This is a genomic window from Variovorax paradoxus EPS, from assembly GCF_000184745.1.
GTDB classification, from domain to species: Bacteria; Pseudomonadota; Gammaproteobacteria; order Burkholderiales; family Burkholderiaceae_C; genus Variovorax; species Variovorax paradoxus_C.
Map to the genome: position 1 here is coordinate 5,455,536 of NC_014931.1, position 14,684 is coordinate 5,470,219.

At 68.8% G+C, this 14,684-nt stretch carries 17 protein-coding genes; 4 read left to right on the forward strand and 13 right to left on the reverse strand.

Translation table 11 applies throughout. The features are described 5' to 3' along the window. Positions 1 to 98: 98 nt before the first annotated feature. Together VARPA_RS25010 and VARPA_RS25015 are read right to left on the reverse strand one after the other, a co-directional pair. Positions 99 to 725, reverse strand: coding sequence for a YitT family protein (locus VARPA_RS25010; protein WP_013543378.1), 627 nt, complete (start codon positions 723 to 725; stop codon positions 99 to 101). 46 nt (positions 726 to 771) lie between these two features. Continuing rightward, positions 772 to 1,647 (reverse strand): LysR family transcriptional regulator, encoded by an 876-nt coding sequence (locus VARPA_RS25015; protein ID WP_013543379.1) that lies wholly within the window; start codon positions 1,645 to 1,647, stop codon positions 772 to 774. A 111-nt stretch (positions 1,648 to 1,758) separates the two neighbouring features. Here VARPA_RS25015 and VARPA_RS25020 point away from each other — a divergent pair, with 111 nt between their 5' ends. Together VARPA_RS25020 and VARPA_RS25025 are read left to right on the forward strand one after the other, a co-directional pair. After that, positions 1,759 to 2,157, forward strand: coding sequence for a tautomerase family protein (locus tag VARPA_RS25020; protein ID WP_013543380.1), 399 nt, complete (start codon positions 1,759 to 1,761; stop codon positions 2,155 to 2,157). 31 nt (positions 2,158 to 2,188) lie between these two features. Then, complete coding sequence (locus tag VARPA_RS25025) at positions 2,189 to 3,553, forward strand: tetratricopeptide repeat protein (protein ID WP_013543381.1); 1,365 nt, start codon at positions 2,189 to 2,191, stop codon at positions 3,551 to 3,553. A 12-nt stretch (positions 3,554 to 3,565) separates the two neighbouring features. On the opposite strand, the gene VARPA_RS25030 is transcribed toward VARPA_RS25025, so the two are convergent. Both VARPA_RS25030 and VARPA_RS25035 read right to left on the reverse strand, forming a co-directional pair. Next, positions 3,566 to 4,261: a histidine phosphatase family protein gene (locus tag VARPA_RS25030; protein WP_013543382.1), complete on the reverse strand. Its 696-nt coding sequence runs from the start codon at positions 4,259 to 4,261 to the stop codon at positions 3,566 to 3,568. 31 nt (positions 4,262 to 4,292) lie between these two features. After that, complete coding sequence (locus VARPA_RS25035) at positions 4,293 to 4,946, reverse strand: Yip1 family protein (protein ID WP_013543383.1); 654 nt, start codon at positions 4,944 to 4,946, stop codon at positions 4,293 to 4,295. A gap of 168 nt (positions 4,947 to 5,114) precedes the next feature. On the opposite strand from VARPA_RS25035, the gene VARPA_RS25040 reads away from it, so the two are divergent. After that, a complete protein-coding gene (locus VARPA_RS25040) occupies positions 5,115 to 5,825 on the forward strand; it encodes an alpha/beta fold hydrolase (protein ID WP_200861443.1) in 711 nt (236 codons plus the stop codon). Between the two features lie 6 nt (positions 5,826 to 5,831). On the opposite strand, the gene pcp is transcribed toward VARPA_RS25040, so the two are convergent. The 7 genes from pcp to VARPA_RS25075 all read right to left on the reverse strand — a co-directional run bounded on the left by pcp (position 5,832) and on the right by VARPA_RS25075 (position 10,874). Then, positions 5,832 to 6,512, reverse strand: a complete 681-nt coding sequence (gene pcp / locus VARPA_RS25045) for a pyroglutamyl-peptidase I (RefSeq protein ID WP_013543385.1) — start codon at positions 6,510 to 6,512, stop codon at positions 5,832 to 5,834. Between the two features lie 14 nt (positions 6,513 to 6,526). Continuing rightward, positions 6,527 to 7,267 (reverse strand): 5-oxoprolinase subunit PxpA, encoded by a 741-nt coding sequence (gene pxpA, locus VARPA_RS25050; RefSeq protein WP_013543386.1) that lies wholly within the window; start codon positions 7,265 to 7,267, stop codon positions 6,527 to 6,529. 66 nt (positions 7,268 to 7,333) lie between these two features. Next, positions 7,334 to 8,332 carry a biotin-dependent carboxyltransferase family protein gene (locus tag VARPA_RS25055; protein WP_013543387.1) on the reverse strand — a complete coding sequence of 333 codons (999 nt, stop codon included), beginning with the start codon at positions 8,330 to 8,332 and terminating at the stop codon, positions 7,334 to 7,336. Next, on the reverse strand, positions 8,329 to 8,991 hold the full coding sequence (gene pxpB, locus VARPA_RS25060) for a 5-oxoprolinase subunit PxpB (protein WP_013543388.1): 663 nt from the start codon (positions 8,989 to 8,991) through the stop codon (positions 8,329 to 8,331). The genes VARPA_RS25055 and pxpB overlap by 4 nt, the downstream gene beginning before the upstream one ends. Before the next feature lie 6 nt (positions 8,992 to 8,997). Continuing rightward, positions 8,998 to 9,501, reverse strand: a complete 504-nt coding sequence (gene coaD / locus VARPA_RS25065; RefSeq protein ID WP_013543389.1) for a pantetheine-phosphate adenylyltransferase — start codon at positions 9,499 to 9,501, stop codon at positions 8,998 to 9,000. Positions 9,502 to 9,544: 43 nt separating this feature from the next. Continuing rightward, a complete protein-coding gene (locus VARPA_RS25070; protein WP_013543390.1) occupies positions 9,545 to 10,201 on the reverse strand; it encodes an RsmD family RNA methyltransferase in 657 nt (218 codons plus the stop codon). A 37-nt stretch (positions 10,202 to 10,238) separates the two neighbouring features. After that, complete coding sequence (locus VARPA_RS25075) at positions 10,239 to 10,874, reverse strand: LysE/ArgO family amino acid transporter (RefSeq protein WP_013543391.1); 636 nt, start codon at positions 10,872 to 10,874, stop codon at positions 10,239 to 10,241. 74 nt (positions 10,875 to 10,948) lie between these two features. Here VARPA_RS25075 and VARPA_RS25080 point away from each other — a divergent pair, with 74 nt between their 5' ends. Next, the gene (locus tag VARPA_RS25080) at positions 10,949 to 11,857 is read left to right on the forward strand and encodes a LysR family transcriptional regulator ArgP (protein ID WP_013543392.1); all 909 of its coding nucleotides are present in this window, start codon (positions 10,949 to 10,951) and stop codon (positions 11,855 to 11,857) included. A gap of 3 nt (positions 11,858 to 11,860) precedes the next feature. Here VARPA_RS25080 and VARPA_RS25085 read toward each other — a convergent pair whose 3' ends face one another. Both VARPA_RS25085 and VARPA_RS25090 read right to left on the reverse strand, forming a co-directional pair. Beyond that, complete coding sequence (locus VARPA_RS25085) at positions 11,861 to 13,210, reverse strand: M16 family metallopeptidase (protein ID WP_013543393.1); 1,350 nt, start codon at positions 13,208 to 13,210, stop codon at positions 11,861 to 11,863. Between the two features lie 15 nt (positions 13,211 to 13,225). After that, positions 13,226 to 14,677 carry a M16 family metallopeptidase gene (locus tag VARPA_RS25090; protein ID WP_013543394.1) on the reverse strand — a complete coding sequence of 484 codons (1,452 nt, stop codon included), beginning with the start codon at positions 14,675 to 14,677 and terminating at the stop codon, positions 13,226 to 13,228. Between the last annotated feature and the right edge of the window lie 7 nt (positions 14,678 to 14,684).

Consider the following 14,684-nt stretch of genomic DNA (forward strand, 5'->3'; position numbering starts at 1 on the left):
GGCATCGGGTGCTCCACGCAGCGAAATAAAGGAGGAGCCGAAGGCGGGGGACATTCGCGGAGGGGAGTACCCGGTGGCCTGCGCACGCTCCCCCGAACTCAAGTCGCCGCGTAGCGCCCCGGCTTGTGGTTGATCCACAAGAAGAGCCCCATCACGACCGCAGCCAGCACCGACCATCCCACGCGCTGCGGCGGAATCACGAAGAGAGCGAGCAGCACCACCGTGCAGTCGATGCCGATCTGCACCTTGCCGGCCGGCCAGCCGCGCTTTTCCTGCAGGTACAGCGTGAGCACCGTCGCGCCGCCGAGGCTGGCGCGATGGCGTGCGAGGAACAGGCAGCCCGTGCCCAGCAGCAGGCCGCCGAGCACCGCGGCAAACGCCGGGTGCAGCGAATCGATCGACAGATAGCGCGGCGCCCAGTCGGTCATCACCGAGAGCAGCACGATCGCCGAGAAGGTCTTGAGGGTGAAGGCGCGGCCCATGTGGCGCCAGGCGAACCAGTAGAACGGCAGGTTCACCAGGAAGAACAGCTTGCCGAAGCTCACACCGGTGGCGTAGTGCAGCAAGAAGGCGACGCCCGCGGTGCCGCCCGTGAGCAGGCCCGCCTGGCCGAACAGCATCATCGCGATCGCGACGAACAAGGTGCCCGAAAAGATCGCTTGCGCGTCATCGAAACGGGAATGGCGCAGCAGATCCGGCAAGTTGGTGGGTTGTGGCGCGTCCATGGCGGGAGCGACGCAAATCCCGCGCCACCTCCGTTTGGCTCTGGCTTCACACCAGATGGGTGGCCAGCATCTCGCGGGCGCGGGTCACGAACGCGGTCTCGCCCCGGCGCCCGGGCAGGAGTTGGAACGCGACCTTGGGCAAGGCGGGCAGGCCGTGAGGCGGCGCCAACCGGGTCACGCCCTCGCACACCGCCGATTCGTTCAGGCACGCGACGCCCAGCCCCGCGGCCAGCGCCGACTGCAGCCCGGCCACGCCGGACGCCACATGCGCGAGCACATACGGCACGCGCCGCCGCCGGAGCAGCGCCACGGTGAACTGGTGCAGCGAGCAGGTGTCCGGCAGCGCCAGCAGCCGCACCGGTTCGCCTCGCGTCACCCGCAGGCCGGTGGCGCCCAGCCATGCGAGCGATTCGCGGCGGATCAGGGAACCCTTCGCGGCCTGCGCTGAAGCTGATGACGACGACGCACCCGCGATGTCCATCGCCAAGCCCACATCGAAGTCGCCGTGTGCATAGGCGGCCCGCAGCGCATCGCTCTTCAGGATGCTCACGTTCAGCCGCACCTGCGGATAGCTTTCGCCCAGGCGGCCGAGCAACTGCGTGAGATCGCCGGGACGGAAGTAGTCGGTCACCGCCAATCGCAGCTCGCCCTGCAGCGTTTCGCCGTGCAGGTCGCGGAACGCCTCGTCGCTGAGCGCGAGGATGCGCCGCGCGTACGCCAAGAGCCGCGTGCCCGCCTCGGTGGGCGCGACCCCGGCCTTGCTGCGTGTGAGCAGCGACTGCCCCGCCCGCTCCTCGAGCTTGCGCATCTGCTCGCTCACGGACGACTGCGAGAGGAACACGCGGGGTGCGGCGGCCGTGAGGCTGCCCGCGTCGATCACCGCCGCGAGGGTGCGAAGTTGTTCGAGGTCGAAGGACTGCATGGCCTTATCCATCCGTTTATCCGATGGATTCCATCATATCTTCCTGCTTTTCCGATGACCATCGGAATCCCACAATCACCCCATCGATCATTCATTCCACAGGAGTCCACCATGCCCCACATCGTTGTCCACCTCTCCGGCGAACCCGACGCCGCCCTCACCCGCAAGACCGTCGACGCCGTCGCCGAGCTCACGCAAAGCGTGCTCGGCAAGCAACTGCCGGTGATTGCCATCACGGTGCAGTACATCGCCACCGACACCTGGTTCATCGGCGGCCAGACGCTGGCGTCGCTCGGCAAGTCGGCCTTTCACCTGGACATCAGCGTCACCGACGAGACCAACACCAAGGCCGAAAAGGCGCGCTACCTGCGCGAGGTGCATGCGGCCATGGCGAAGATCCGGCCGGACCTGCACGAGGTCTCGTACATCCACGTGATCGATGCGCGCGGCGCGGCCTACGGCTACGGCGGAAAGACCCAGGAGTACCGCCACCAGCAGGCCGGGGTTTGAACCATCCGCGGGGGCGTGGCACCATGCCGCCATGCCCTCCGGAAACCCGCATGCCGCCGACAGCCTCGGCAATCCGCTCACCCTCCATGACCCCGCCAGCCTCGCACTGGTCGACGACTTCATCATGGGTTTCATCTCGACCGAGTCGCGCGCCGTCAACCTCATCGCGCTGGCCGACACCGATGCGAGCCCTATCGTGCAGGCGTACTGCGCAACGCTGCACCTCTTTGCCGAATCGCGCGATGCCGTGGCGAATGCGAGGCCATATCTCGCGAAGGCCGGGGCCGGCGCCGCGCGCGCCACGCCGCGCGAGCAGCGCTACATCGCGGCCGTCGAGGCGTGGGCCGATGGCGACATCGCCCGCGCCATCGCACTGCACGCGGAGCAGGCGCACGAACATCCGCGCGACCTCGTGTCGGTCAAGCTGGGCCAGTACCACTGTTTCAACACCGGCGACTGCCCCGGCATGCTGCGGCTCGCGCTCGCGGTGCTGCCTTTCGCAGCCGACGTGCCTTATGTGCACGGCATGGCGGCTTTCGGCTACGAGCAATGCCACCTGATGCGCGAGGCCGAGGCCAGCGCACGCCTGGCCATCGCCATGTGCCGCAAGGAGCCGTGGGCGCACCACGCGCTCGCGCATGTGATGCTCACCGAAGGCCGGCTCGCCGAAGGGCTCGCGTTCATGGAAAGCGTGTGCGATACCTGGATCGGGCTCAATTCCTTCATGGTCACGCACAACTGGTGGCACGTGGCGCTGTTCCTCATCGACCTGGGCCGCGACGCCGAAGCGCTCGCGGTGTACGACGAGCATGCCTGGGGCGTAGTCAAGGACTACTCGCAGGACCAGATCGGCGCGGTGTCGCTGCTCGCGCGCCTCGAACTCGCGGGCATCGACGTAGGTGCACGCTGGAACGACGTGGCCGGCTACCTGCTGCAGCGGCAGGCTGACCATGTGCTGCCTTTTCTCGACCTGCAATACCTCTACGGACTCGCACGCGCTGGACGCCCCGAGGCCGATGCGCTGCTGCACAACATCGAGGCCTTCGCGCCCGACGCGCCGCCTTCGACGCGCGCCGCATGGCAACGCGTGTGCGTGCCGGCCGCGCACGGGCTCGTGGCCCATGCGCGTGGCGATTTCTCAGGCGCCATCGAAGGACTCGGCGTCGCGCTACCACGCATGATCGAGATCGGCGGCAGCCACGCACAGCGCGACCTCTTCGAGCAGGTGTACCTCGATGCGCTGGTGCGCACGGGCAGCGAATCGACGCTCGCTGCGGCGCAAGGCATCCTGCAGCAGCAGCTCAACGGCCAACCCGAATCACTGCGGCTGCGGCGGCAGGCGGGGGCCGTCTATGTGCGCCTCGGCTTAGGACAACTCGCCGCAGGAGTTGCCTGAGCGCGCGGGCGCTCAGTCCTTGTTCTTCAGGTGCCGCGTCTGGTCGTAGGTCGGCTGCGGCGGCAGGTCGGCGAGATGGCGCGTGTCGGCCCACTCGACGATCTCGATTGCATCTGGCGCGGCCGGGTCCGCGATGCGGATGCGGTTGAAGCCCGCATTGGGAATGTCGCTCCGGCGCGGCCCGCTGAGGCTCAGCCCCTTGGCGGTGCGCCACACCATGTCGAGCACGCCGCCGTGGGTGACGACGACCAGGTGCTGCCCCTTGTGGGCGGTGGCGATGGTGCCGAGCGCCGCGACGATGCGCGCATGGAACTCGCGCGCCGTCTCGCCCTCGGGCATCGCGTGGTCCTCGCGGAACTCCAGCCACTCTTCCCACGCGCGCGGGTGCAGGCTCTGGATCTCGTCGGAGCGCATGCCCTCGACGATGCCGAAGTACTGCTCCCGCAATCCCGCCGAAGTGACCACCGGCAGCGACAGCTGCAGCGCCGCCGGGGCCGCCGTCTGCTGGGCGCGCATCAGGTCGCTGCTGATCAGGTGCTGCGCCGTCTCGCCCGCAAGCCTCAGGCCGATGCGCCTGGCCTGTTCATGGCCGATGTCGTTGAGCGGCACATCCGCATGCCCCTGGAAGCGCAGCTCGCGGTTCCAGGCGGTTTCGCCGTGACGGATCAGGATGATGTCGGTGGTGGTGTCGGGTTTGGGCGTTGGCATTGCCGCCCATTTTCCACCGGGCGCGTGACGCTCAGGCCTTTGCGGTGGCGAGCTGTTGCACGGCCGCCACCGCCTCGCCCACCAAACCCATGCCCGTGCCCATGCCGACGCGCGCGGGCGACGGCGTGAGCAAGGCCAGCACCCACGCGATGACGAAGCCGCCGACGATGGCGCAGATCACCACCACCGCGGTGTACGCGATGGCCTTGTCGGGCGGGCACTTCATCAGCACCGGCAGGCCGAGGTAGATCAGGTAGATGCCGTAGAGCGCCGCCACCGCGCCCAGCACCGACAGCGAAGGCAGCAGGCTGAAGATGCCGCCGATGAAGCCGGCCGTGCTTGCATAGGCCGACAGCTTGAGCGCGCTGATCTGGCTCTTGGTGCCTTCGAAGGTCGGTGCCATCGCATCGATGATGAGCGCGAGCACGAACACCATCACCAGCGACAGCACGTAGCCCACGACCATGTTGGCGAGCCCCGCGACGATCGGCACGCGGAAGTTGACGCCGAACATGCCGAGACCGATCACCGAGAGGCCGATGAAGCTCGCCACCGCCGGGATCAGCGCGAGGATCATCACGTAGTTCTTGTAGAGCGAAGCGGCATCGGCCGGCTCCGCATCGATCACGGGCCAGGTGGCCTTGGGCTTGAGCAGGATGTCCTGCACGCGTTGAACCAGGTTCATTTGTTGTCCTCGACTTGAAGCGCGAATGCGCGCGCGGGGTGCGTCACGCAGCGCCGCAAAGTATGTCGATCAAGACCCGCAATGGCTGCTGGCCATGAAGCCTATGCCATGTCCTATGCCGTGACCTATGCCGTTACGCCGCTTGCCGCGATCGCGCAGAATCCTTCCATGCCCCACCTCGTTCTACTGCCCGGCCTCGCCTGCGACGAGCGCCTCTGGGAGGCCCAGCGGCCTGCCCTTTCCCCCGCCTTCGATGCCCGCGTGAGCAACGTCCAGACACGCAACGACACCATCGAAGCCATGGCCGCCGCCGTGCTGCGCGAGCACGCGGGGCCGCTGGTGCTCTGTGGTGCCTCGATGGGCGGCATGGTCGCGATGGAAGCGGCCCGCCAGGCGCCCGAACGCATCGCCGGGCTCGCGCTGCTCGGCACGAGCGCGCGGCCCGAGACGCCCGAGATGTTCACGCTGCGCGAAGGCGCCATCGAACTCTTCGAACGCGGCGAGGCGCGCGACGTAATCGAGGCAAATGTCTATTTCGCCTTCCACCCGACGCAAGCAAATGACCCGGTGCTGGTGCAGCGTTATCTCGACATCGTGCTGGATGCCGGCACGGCCCAGCTCATCACCCAGAACCGCGCAGTGATGCGGCGCCCCGATGCACGCCTGCACCTGGCCTCGCTGCGCGCTCCGGTGCTGCTGATGTGCGGAGACGACGACAAGCTCGCGCCGCCCGAGCACACCCGTGAAATGGCGGCGCTGCTGCCGCAGGCCGAGGTGGTGTGGGTGCCGCAGTGCGGCCACATGCTGACGATGGAGAAGCCTGACTTCGTCAATGCGGCGTTGAACGCCTGGCTCGCGAAGACCTTCCCGTCGGCCTGAGGAGGCTCAGTGCAGTTGGCCGCCGGTCTCGGCCACGTCCTGCTTCACCGCGAGCGCGGTGGCGACCGCGATGCGCAGCGCCTCGGTCATCGTGGCGAGCGACATGCTGGGCGCACCCGGAAAGCGCGCCGCCTGCTCGGGCAGGTACGGAATGTGGATGAAGCCACCGCGCACGCCCGGCAAACCGGATACCGGATGCGTCGCGATGCGGTGCATCAGCCCGTAGAAGATGTGGTTGCAGACGAAGGTGCCCGCGCTGTTCGACACCGACGACGGAATGCCGGCCGCGCGCAGGTCGCGCACGATGGCCTTGATCGGCAGCGTCGAGAAATACGCAGCCGGCGCGCCCGGCACCACCGGCAGATCGATGGGCTGGTGACCCGCGTTGTCGGCGATGCGCCCGTCGTCGATGTTGATCGCGATGCGCTCGGGCGTGATTTCGGAGCGTCCGCCGGCTTGGCCTACGCAGAGCACCAGTTGCGGCTTCAATTCGTCCATGGCATTCGCCAGCGCTTCAAGGGCATCACCGAAGACGCACGGCATCTGGCGGGCATGCACCGTGGCGCGGCCGATCTTCGCGCCGTCGAGTGCGCGCACGGCCTCCCACGACGGGTTGATCGCTTCGCGGTCGAACGGGTCGAAGCCGGTCAGCAGGACGCTCGTGCGTTTCGCTTCGGTCTTGCTCATGCCGTGCACACCGTTCAGGCCATCGCGCGAACCGCGATGCCCTCGGCCTGCAGTCGCTCGCGGATGCGCCGCGCGAAGGCCAGCGCGTGCGCGCCATCGCCGTGCAGGCACACGGTCTGTGCATTGACCGCCACGGTGCTGCCGTCGATGGCGGTCACCTGGTGGTCGCGCACGAACGCGAGGGTCTGCGCGATCGACTGCTCCTCGCTCTCGATCAGCGCGCCGGGCTGGCTGCGCGGCACGAGGCTGCCGTCTGGCATGTAGCCGCGGTCGGCGAACACTTCCTCGACAGGCGTGAGGCCGGCGCGACGCGCGGCGTCGATCATGTTGCTGCCGGCGAGGCCGAAAAACTTGAGCGTGGGGTCGAAGCGGCGCACCGCCTCGCAGAGCGCATCGGCGAGCTCGGGCTCCTTCACCGCCTGGTTATAGAGCTGGCCGTGCGCCTTCACATGCGCGAGCTGGCCGCCCTCAGCCTTGACGATCGCGGCGAGCGCGCCGACTTGGTAGAGCACGTTGGAGACGATCTCGTCGGGCGGCAGATGCATGGTGCTGCGGCCGAAGTTCTCGCGGTCCGGAAAGCTCGGATGCGCGCCGATGGCCACGCCATGTTCGATGGCCCAGCGCACGCACTGGCGCATGGTCTTGGCGTCGCCCGCGTGCCAGCCGCAGGCGATGTTGGCGGAGCTCACGAGGCCCAGCAGCGCTTCGTCGCTGCCAGCGCCTTCGCCGAGGTCGGCATTGAGGTCGATGTGCATGGGGAAGGTTCCTTCTTCTTCAGCGGGCCGGCACCGGCGCGGCCCGCTGGCGGGTGCTCGCACAGTCTATGCCGTGCCCGGCCAGCCTGCCACGGCAAGCCCTTGTGCCACCTGCGCGAGGTAGCGCTGCTGGCCGGCCCAGGCGGCGAGCGATTGCGCCATGTCGACCTGCACCAAGCGCAGCTTGCCGTTGAGCGGCGCCTGTGCGAGCTTCCAGAGGTCGGCGCGGATCACCACGCCGATGCGGGGATAGCCGCCCGTCGTCTGCGCATCGCCCATGAGGATGATCGGCTGGCCCGAGGGCGGCACCTGGATCGTGCCGGGGATCACGCCCGACGAAAGCATGTCGCCCGCGCGCTTGCGCTTGAGTTCGGTGCCGGCGAGCCGGCTGCCCATGCGATTGCTCTGCGAGGTGATGCGCCAGCGCTCACCCCAGAGCACATCGCGTGCTGCAAGCGTGAACAGCTCGAACTCAGGGCCGGGCAGCACGCGCAGGGCGATGGCGCCATCGGCTTCTTCGGGGCCCCAGTCGGGCCCCCGCAGGCCGAAGAGCTTGCGCGCGCGCTGTGCAGCATTAAGGCGCGACGGACCCAGCGGCAGCTTGTCGCCCTTGCGGAGGGCTCGGCCTTCGTGGCCGCCGAAGCCGGCCTTGAGGTCGGTGCTGCGCGAGCCGAGCACAGGCGCCACATCGATGCCGCCCGCGACGGCGAGCCAGCTGCGCAGCCCCGCCTTCTTCGCGCCGGCTGCATTGGCACCCGAGAGCTTGAGCACCTGGCCCGCGGCCACCGGCACGCTCCAGCAGGGCCAGAGCGGCACGCCGTCGAGTTGCGCGCCGAAGTCGTCGCCGGCCAGCGCGATGCGCGTGTCGGTCTCGAAGCGCACTTCGCAGCCGCCCATCGTGAGTTCGAGCCCCGCGGCGCCGTCCACATTGCCGACCAGCCGGTTCGCGAGCGTGAGCGCCAGCACGTCGAGCGCGCCGCCGGGGCAGATGCCCAGTTGGCGATGGCCGTGCCGCCCGAGGTCTTGCACCGAGGCCAGCAGGCCGGGTTTCTGGACGACGATCATGTCTCTACGCTCTCGACGACGAAGCGCACGCGGTCGCCCGGGCGCAGCAGGGTGGGCGACTCGGCGGCCGGGTCGAACATCTCGAGCGAGGTGCGGCCGATGAGCTGCCAGCCGCCCGGCGACACCAGCGGGTAGATGCCGGTCTGCTCGCCGCCGATGCCGACCGAACGCGCGGGCACCGCGGTGCGCGGCTCCGCGCGGCGGGGCGTGGCGAGTTCAGGGGCAAGGCCGCCCATGAAAGCGAAGCCGGGCAAGAAGCCAAGCAGGTAGACCACGTACTCGCCCGCGCTGTGGCGCCGCACGACTTCCGCCGGCGTGAAGCCGGTGTGGGCCGCGACGTCGCCGAGATCGGGGCCGTGCTCGCCGCCATAGGCAACGGGAATCTCGACCAACCGGCCTTCGACGGCCTTGGCAGAAAGCTTCGGCCAGGCTTCGAGCACCTGCGCGGTGAGCGCATCGAGCTCGATCGCGGTCGGGTCGAAGGTCAGCGTGAGGTTGTTCATGCCCGGCAGCACTTCGCCGACACCGGACCATTCGCGGGCCTCGGCGGCCAGCGCCCAGATTCGCTGCTGCTGCACCAGCGTGGCCGGCGCCGGCAACTCGCACAGGAGCGCTGCATCCCCGAGCAGATGCAGGCGGGGTGGCGGCAAGCCGCTCATCGCGGCTTATTCACGGCCGAGGCTGCGGACCTTGGCGGCCAGCATGTGCTCGACGTTGGGCGAGACGAACTTGTTGACCTCGCCGCCGAGCATGGCAATCTCGCGCACGAAGGTGCTGGAGATGAACTGGTACTTGTCGCTGGGCGTGAGGAACACGGTCTCCACATCGGGCATCAGCGAGCGGTTCATGCCGGCGAGCTGGAACTCGTAGTCGAAGTCGGTCACGGCGCGCAGGCCGCGCACCATGGCCTTGCCGCCGCGCGCCACCACGAAGTCGCGCAGGAGCCCCGAAAAGCTCTCGACGGTGACCTGGTCGCTGTAGGGCTTGACGGCCTCGCGCGCCATGTCCATGCGCTCTTGCAGGTTGAACAGCGCCTTCTTGTGGTGGCCCGCTGCGACGGCGACGATCACCTTGGAGAAGAGTTGGGTTGCGCGACGCACCACATCCTCGTGACCGAGGGTGATGGGGTCGAATGTGCCGGGGTAAACCGCGATGACGTTGCTGGCCATGGTTGCTTCTTCCTCATGCTGCCGGTGCGGCTTGTTCGGCGGATTATGCAGTTGCCTCCGAGGCCAGACGCAACAGGTGGGCATGCACGGCGCCGGCTTTCAGGTAACGAAAGCTTGCGAGGCCGAAGGCTGCCAGTTCCTCGTCGTTCCATTGGCGCGGGGCTTCGAGATAAACGACGCCGCCGGGGCGCAGCGTGCGGGCCGCGGCGCGCAAGGCCGGTTCATAGAGCGCAACGCTTTCGAAGGGCGGGTCGAGGAAGACGGCGTGCAGGCTGCCCGCCGTCGTGCGCTCGAGCGCCGTGACGCCGTTACCGCGGTCAATGCGCACGGCCTCGGCCGACAGCTTGGTCTTGGCGGCCTGCAGTTGCGCGATCAGCCCGGCGTCCTGCTCGCACAGCAACACATTCGCCGCGCCGCGCGATGCGGCCTCCAGGCCCAGTGCGCCGGTGCCTGCGAAGGCATCGACGCAATGCCAGCCCGGCAGTTCGCCGCCACCCGCGCCGGCCAGGCTTGCGAGCCAGTTGAAGAGCGTCTCGCGCACGCGGTCGGGCGTGGGGCGCAGGTCGGGCTTGTCGGCCACCGCGAGGCGGGTGCGTTTCCATTGGCCGCCGATGATGCGGACCTCGTTGGGTCGCACAGGGCGCGCGGGGCGCTTGGCTGCGGGCGGACGAGGGGCTGCGGTGGCTTTCTTTTGGGGCATGCGGCGAGCTTAACGCCGCGGCATCGGCGGCTGGCGGTCAGACGCCCGTCAACGCACGACGCGCCAGCATCGCGGCCAGCACGAGCATGGTGCCGCCGATCAGTGCATCGAGCATCCGCCAGGCGCGCGGACGCGCGAACACAGGCGCGAGCAGCCGCGCGCCGAAGCCGAGCGCGGTGAACCACAGGGCGCTCGCCATCGCGGCGCCCATGACGAACCAGACCTTGAGCAAGCCCGCGTACTGCGCGCCCGCACTGCCCACGAGCAGCACGGTGTCCAGGTAGACATGCGGATTCAGCAGCGTGAAACCCGCCGCCTGCGCCACCACCGCCGCGCGTGAGAGCGACACGCCCTGCGCCGTCGCCTGCAACGCGCCGGGCTGGCGCGAACGCCAGAGCGCGCGCAAGCCGTACGCACACAGGAACGCCGCGCCGAGCCCCGCGAGCGCGGTGGCCAGCATCGGCCGTCCTTGCAATGCGTGCGCCATGCCGGCGACACCCGCACCGATCAGCACCGCATCGCCGGCCGCGCAGAACAGCACGACCGTGCCCACATGCTCGCGCCGCAATCCCTGGCGCAGCACATAGGCGTTCTGGGCGCCGATCGCGACGATGAGCACCAGGCTCATGAGGAATCCGTTGAGGAAGGCAGTGGCGGTGAATTCGGCAGGCATGGTGCGATCTTGTGGCGCGCCGCGAATTAACTCAAACTAAACCTACTAACTTCAATTCAGTTTGGCTAATCACGATGCTTGACTACGCCGCCCTCAATGCCCTGGCCGCCGTCGTGCGCGAAGGCAGTTTCGAACGCGCCGCGCGCGCGTTGAACGTCACGCCCTCGGCCGTCTCGCAGCGCGTGAAGCTGCTCGAAGAGCGCATCGGCGGGGCGCTGCTGGTGCGCGGCCAGCCCTGTGTCGCCACGGAGGCGGGCCTGCAGTTGTGCCGGCACGTGGAGCGCGTGGGCATGCTGGAGCACGAACTGCGCGACGCCCTGCCCGCGCTCGGCATGGGCGGCGAGGCGCACGAACGCGTCACGGTGCGCGTGGCCGTCAACGCCGACAGCCTGGCGACCTGGTTCATGGCCGCGGCCGCAGCCTTCGCCGTGCAGGAGGAAGCCGCGCTGCTCGATCTCTCGGTCGACGACCAGGACCACACCGCCGAGCGCTTGCGCAGCGGCGCCGTGCTCGCGGCGGTGACCGCGCTGGCCGAGCCGGTGGCCGGCTGCAACAGCGAGTCGCTGGGCACGATGCACTACGTGGCCGCCGCGAGCGCCGACTTCGTGAAGCGGCACTTCGCCAAGGGCGTGGGCGCGCGAACGCTGGCGAACGCCCCGAGCCTGGTGTTCGATCGCAAGGACCGCCTGCAGGCTCGTTGGGTGCGCCGCATCTGCCACCGCAACGTCGAGACGCCGCGGCATTGGATTCCATCGCCGAACGCGTTTGTCGAAGCGGCGTGCGCGGGCATGGGCTGGGGCATGCATCCGGCCAGCATGGTGGCCGACGCGATGCGCGAGGGCACGCTGGTGGAACTGGTGCCGGGTTCGACGCTGCCGGTGCCGCTCTACTGGCAGCAGGCTCGCGCGGCGCCGCAGTTGCTCCGGCGGCTCGGCACGGCGGTGCGTGCGGCCGCCACCAGCGGCCCGCACGCGCTGGCCTGACGGTTACTTTCCGCCGACCACCACTGTCACCATCCGCTGCGGCTGCAGCTTGCGTGCAAACGCCGCCTTGATATCGGCCGCCGTGACCGCGTTCATGCGCGTGGTCCAGGTATCGAGGTAGTCCAGCGGCAGGTCGTGCCAGGCGATGTTCGCGACGTTGCCGATCAGCTTGTGATTGCTGTCCAGCAGCAACGGGAAGCCGCCGATCAGGTTGTCCTTCGCGGCCTTCAGCTCACTCTCGGTCGGGCCTTCGGCCACGAACTTCGCCAGCACTTCACGCGACATCTTCACCGCCTCTTCGGCCTGGTCGGGCCGGGTCTGGAAGCCGACGCGGAACGCGCCCGCATCGAGCCCCGGCGCGAAGCCGCTGTAGATGCTGTAGGTGAGGCCGCGTTTCTCGCGCACCTCGTTGGTCAGGCGCGAGACGAACCCGCCGCCGCCCAACACGTAGTTGCCGAGGGTGAGCGCGAAGTGGTCGGGATCCTTGCGCGGATAACCGGGCTGGCCGATGAAGACGTGGGCCTGGGCCGAGTCGAACGGAATGCGCTCGTCCTTCGACGCGGCCAGTGCGGCCACCGGTGCGATCGCGGGCAGCGGCGCGCAACTGTCGGTGGCTGGCAGGCGCGACAGCAACGTAGTCGCCACCGATTCCGCCTCGGCACGCGTCACCGCGCCCACGATGCTGAGCTTGGCGCGGCACGGCACGATGAGCTGCTGGTAGCGCTGGCGCATGGCGGCGGTGTCGATGCGCGCCAACGTTTCCTCGGTGACCTCCTGCCCGTACGGATGCACGCCGTAGACGGCCTGCGCGAACGCGCGGCCGGCGATGGTCGCGGGCTTGGTGTTGGACTCCTTGATGGAAGCGTTGATACGTTCACGTTCGCGCAGCCAGACGTCGTCGGGGAAAGAGGGCTCGCCGATCTCGCGCGAGGCCAGCGTCACGGCCTTGCCGAGCAGCGCCGGGTCGGACAGCGTGCGCAGCGAATAGCTCATGCGGTCGGTGCCCGCACTCACGTCGAAGCTCGCGCCCAGGTCGGCCCAGGCTTCGCCGAGGGCATTCTGGTCGAGCGCGGGCTCGCCGTTCTTGCCTGCGCGCACGCCCTTCTCGACCATCGCCGAAATCACGCTGGCCAGGCCCGCCTGCGGCGCCGGATCGCGCCGGCTGCCGGCATCGAAGTCGACCTGCACATCGACGATCGGCAGCGCGTTGGTCGCGACGAGATAGATCTTGGCGCCGTTAGCGAGCGTCCAGTGCTGGATGGGGAGCGCGGCCTGCGCAGTGCCAAGACCGAGGCCGAGCACGGCGGTGCCTGCGAATACGGCGCGCAGCGCCAGTTTCTTGAGAGTGATCATGAGGGTTCCGGTCTTTCAGCGCATCTCGCCCGCGGGTGCCGCGAAGCCGCGACCGCGGGGTTTGGCTTCGAGCGGCAAGGGACGCAGCGTGGCCACCGTGAGCTGGTCGTCGCCGAAGTATTTGGCGGCCACGGCCTGCACCTGGGCGGCGGTGACGGCCTGCAGCCGGGCGACGATGCGTTCGCTCGCGTCGAGCGGAAAGCCCTGAATCCAGTTGCTGCCGAGTTCGCGCGCCTGCGCCATCACCGAATCGCGCTTGTAGGTTTCGCTGGCAACCCACTGCGTCTTGACGCGGGCCAGTTCGGCCTCGCCAACGCCGTCCTTGGCGATGCGCGCCACCTGGGCGCGCAGCGCGGCTTCGACCACTTCGGCGCTCTTGCCGTGGGAGGGCACGCCGTCGAGCACGAAGAGCTGCGGACCGCGTCCGATGAAGCCCGAATAGGCACCGGCGGAATCGGCCACCCGATCGGGGCCCTGCGTAAGCGCGCGATCCAGCCGTGCACCTGCGTAGCCATCCAGCACGGCCGAGAGCACCACGAGCGCCCAGGAATCGCTGTTCGTGTCGTCGATGTTCGCAAGCTGCGGCACGCGGTAGGCGAGCGACACATAGGCCTGCTCGGCGGGCGCCTTGAATTCGAGGCGGCGGATGCCGCGCTGCACCGGCTCGACGCGCGGCTTGCGCGCGGGCACGGCACGCGCCGGGATGACGCCGTAGTACTTCTCGGCCAGCGCACGGACCTTGGCGACGTCCACGTCGCCGGCCACCACGAGCACCGCGTTCGCGGGCACGTACCAGCGCTTGTGGAATTCGCGCGCGTCGTCGGGCGTCATCGCGTCCAGGTCGCTCATCCAGCCGACCACCGGACGGTGGTAAGGCGAGGCCATGAAGACGGCGGCGCTCTGCTGTTCGCCGAGCAGCGCGCGGGGCTGGTCTTCGGTGCGCAGGCGCCGCTCTTCCTTGACGACCTCGATCTCGCGCTTGAACTCGTCGTCGGGCCACTGGTTGTTGGCGAAGCGGTCGGATTCGAGCTTCATCACCTGCTCGAGGCTGCCGACCGGGATCTGCTGGTAATAGCCGGTGTAGTCGCGCGTGGTGAAGGCGTTTTCCTGGCCGCCGAGCTGCGCCACACGGCGGGAGAACTCGCCGGGCTTGATGTCCTTCGTGCCCTTGAACATCATGTGTTCGAGCGCATGTGCCACGCCGGAAGTGCCGTCGACCTCGTCCATCGAGCCGACGCGGACCCAGACCATCTGCACCGCGGTCGGCGCGCGCCGGTCGGGCTGGACGATCAGCGTCATGCCGTTCGCGAGGGTGAATTGCTGGGGACCCGGAGCCGCCGCGGTGGCGGCGGAGGTGGAAGCGGGGGTCGGCGTGGACTGGGCATGGGCAGGCATGGCTCCGGACGCCATCAGCGCCACCGCCAGCACCGCACCAGACGCAGTACTGCGTGGCGAGAGGTGTTTCATAGAATGG

What these genes read in the sequence shown, in the direction of transcription:
- VARPA_RS25010 (WP_013543378.1), bottom strand. Translation starts at nt 725, where the DNA reads ATGGACGCGCCACAACCCACCAACTTGCCGGATCTGCTGCGCCATTCC.
- VARPA_RS25015 (WP_013543379.1), bottom strand. Translation starts at nt 1,647, where the DNA reads ATGCAGTCCTTCGACCTCGAACAACTTCGCACCCTCGCGGCGGTGATC.
- VARPA_RS25020 (WP_013543380.1), top strand. Translation starts at nt 1,759, where the DNA reads ATGCCCCACATCGTTGTCCACCTCTCCGGCGAACCCGACGCCGCCCTC.
- VARPA_RS25025 (WP_013543381.1), top strand. Translation starts at nt 2,189, where the DNA reads ATGCCCTCCGGAAACCCGCATGCCGCCGACAGCCTCGGCAATCCGCTC.
- VARPA_RS25030 (WP_013543382.1), bottom strand. Translation starts at nt 4,261, where the DNA reads ATGCCAACGCCCAAACCCGACACCACCACCGACATCATCCTGATCCGT.
- VARPA_RS25035 (WP_013543383.1), bottom strand. Translation starts at nt 4,946, where the DNA reads ATGAACCTGGTTCAACGCGTGCAGGACATCCTGCTCAAGCCCAAGGCC.
- VARPA_RS25040 (WP_200861443.1), top strand. Translation starts at nt 5,115, where the DNA reads ATGCCCCACCTCGTTCTACTGCCCGGCCTCGCCTGCGACGAGCGCCTC.
- pcp (WP_013543385.1), bottom strand. Translation starts at nt 6,512, where the DNA reads ATGAGCAAGACCGAAGCGAAACGCACGAGCGTCCTGCTGACCGGCTTC.
- pxpA (WP_013543386.1), bottom strand. Translation starts at nt 7,267, where the DNA reads ATGCACATCGACCTCAATGCCGACCTCGGCGAAGGCGCTGGCAGCGAC.
- VARPA_RS25055 (WP_013543387.1), bottom strand. Translation starts at nt 8,332, where the DNA reads ATGATCGTCGTCCAGAAACCCGGCCTGCTGGCCTCGGTGCAAGACCTC.
- pxpB (WP_013543388.1), bottom strand. Translation starts at nt 8,991, where the DNA reads ATGAGCGGCTTGCCGCCACCCCGCCTGCATCTGCTCGGGGATGCAGCG.
- coaD (WP_013543389.1), bottom strand. Translation starts at nt 9,501, where the DNA reads ATGGCCAGCAACGTCATCGCGGTTTACCCCGGCACATTCGACCCCATC.
- VARPA_RS25070 (WP_013543390.1), bottom strand. Translation starts at nt 10,201, where the DNA reads ATGCCCCAAAAGAAAGCCACCGCAGCCCCTCGTCCGCCCGCAGCCAAG.
- VARPA_RS25075 (WP_013543391.1), bottom strand. Translation starts at nt 10,874, where the DNA reads ATGCCTGCCGAATTCACCGCCACTGCCTTCCTCAACGGATTCCTCATG.
- VARPA_RS25080 (WP_013543392.1), top strand. Translation starts at nt 10,949, where the DNA reads ATGCTTGACTACGCCGCCCTCAATGCCCTGGCCGCCGTCGTGCGCGAA.
- VARPA_RS25085 (WP_013543393.1), bottom strand. Translation starts at nt 13,210, where the DNA reads ATGATCACTCTCAAGAAACTGGCGCTGCGCGCCGTATTCGCAGGCACC.
- VARPA_RS25090 (WP_013543394.1), bottom strand. Translation starts at nt 14,677, where the DNA reads ATGAAACACCTCTCGCCACGCAGTACTGCGTCTGGTGCGGTGCTGGCG.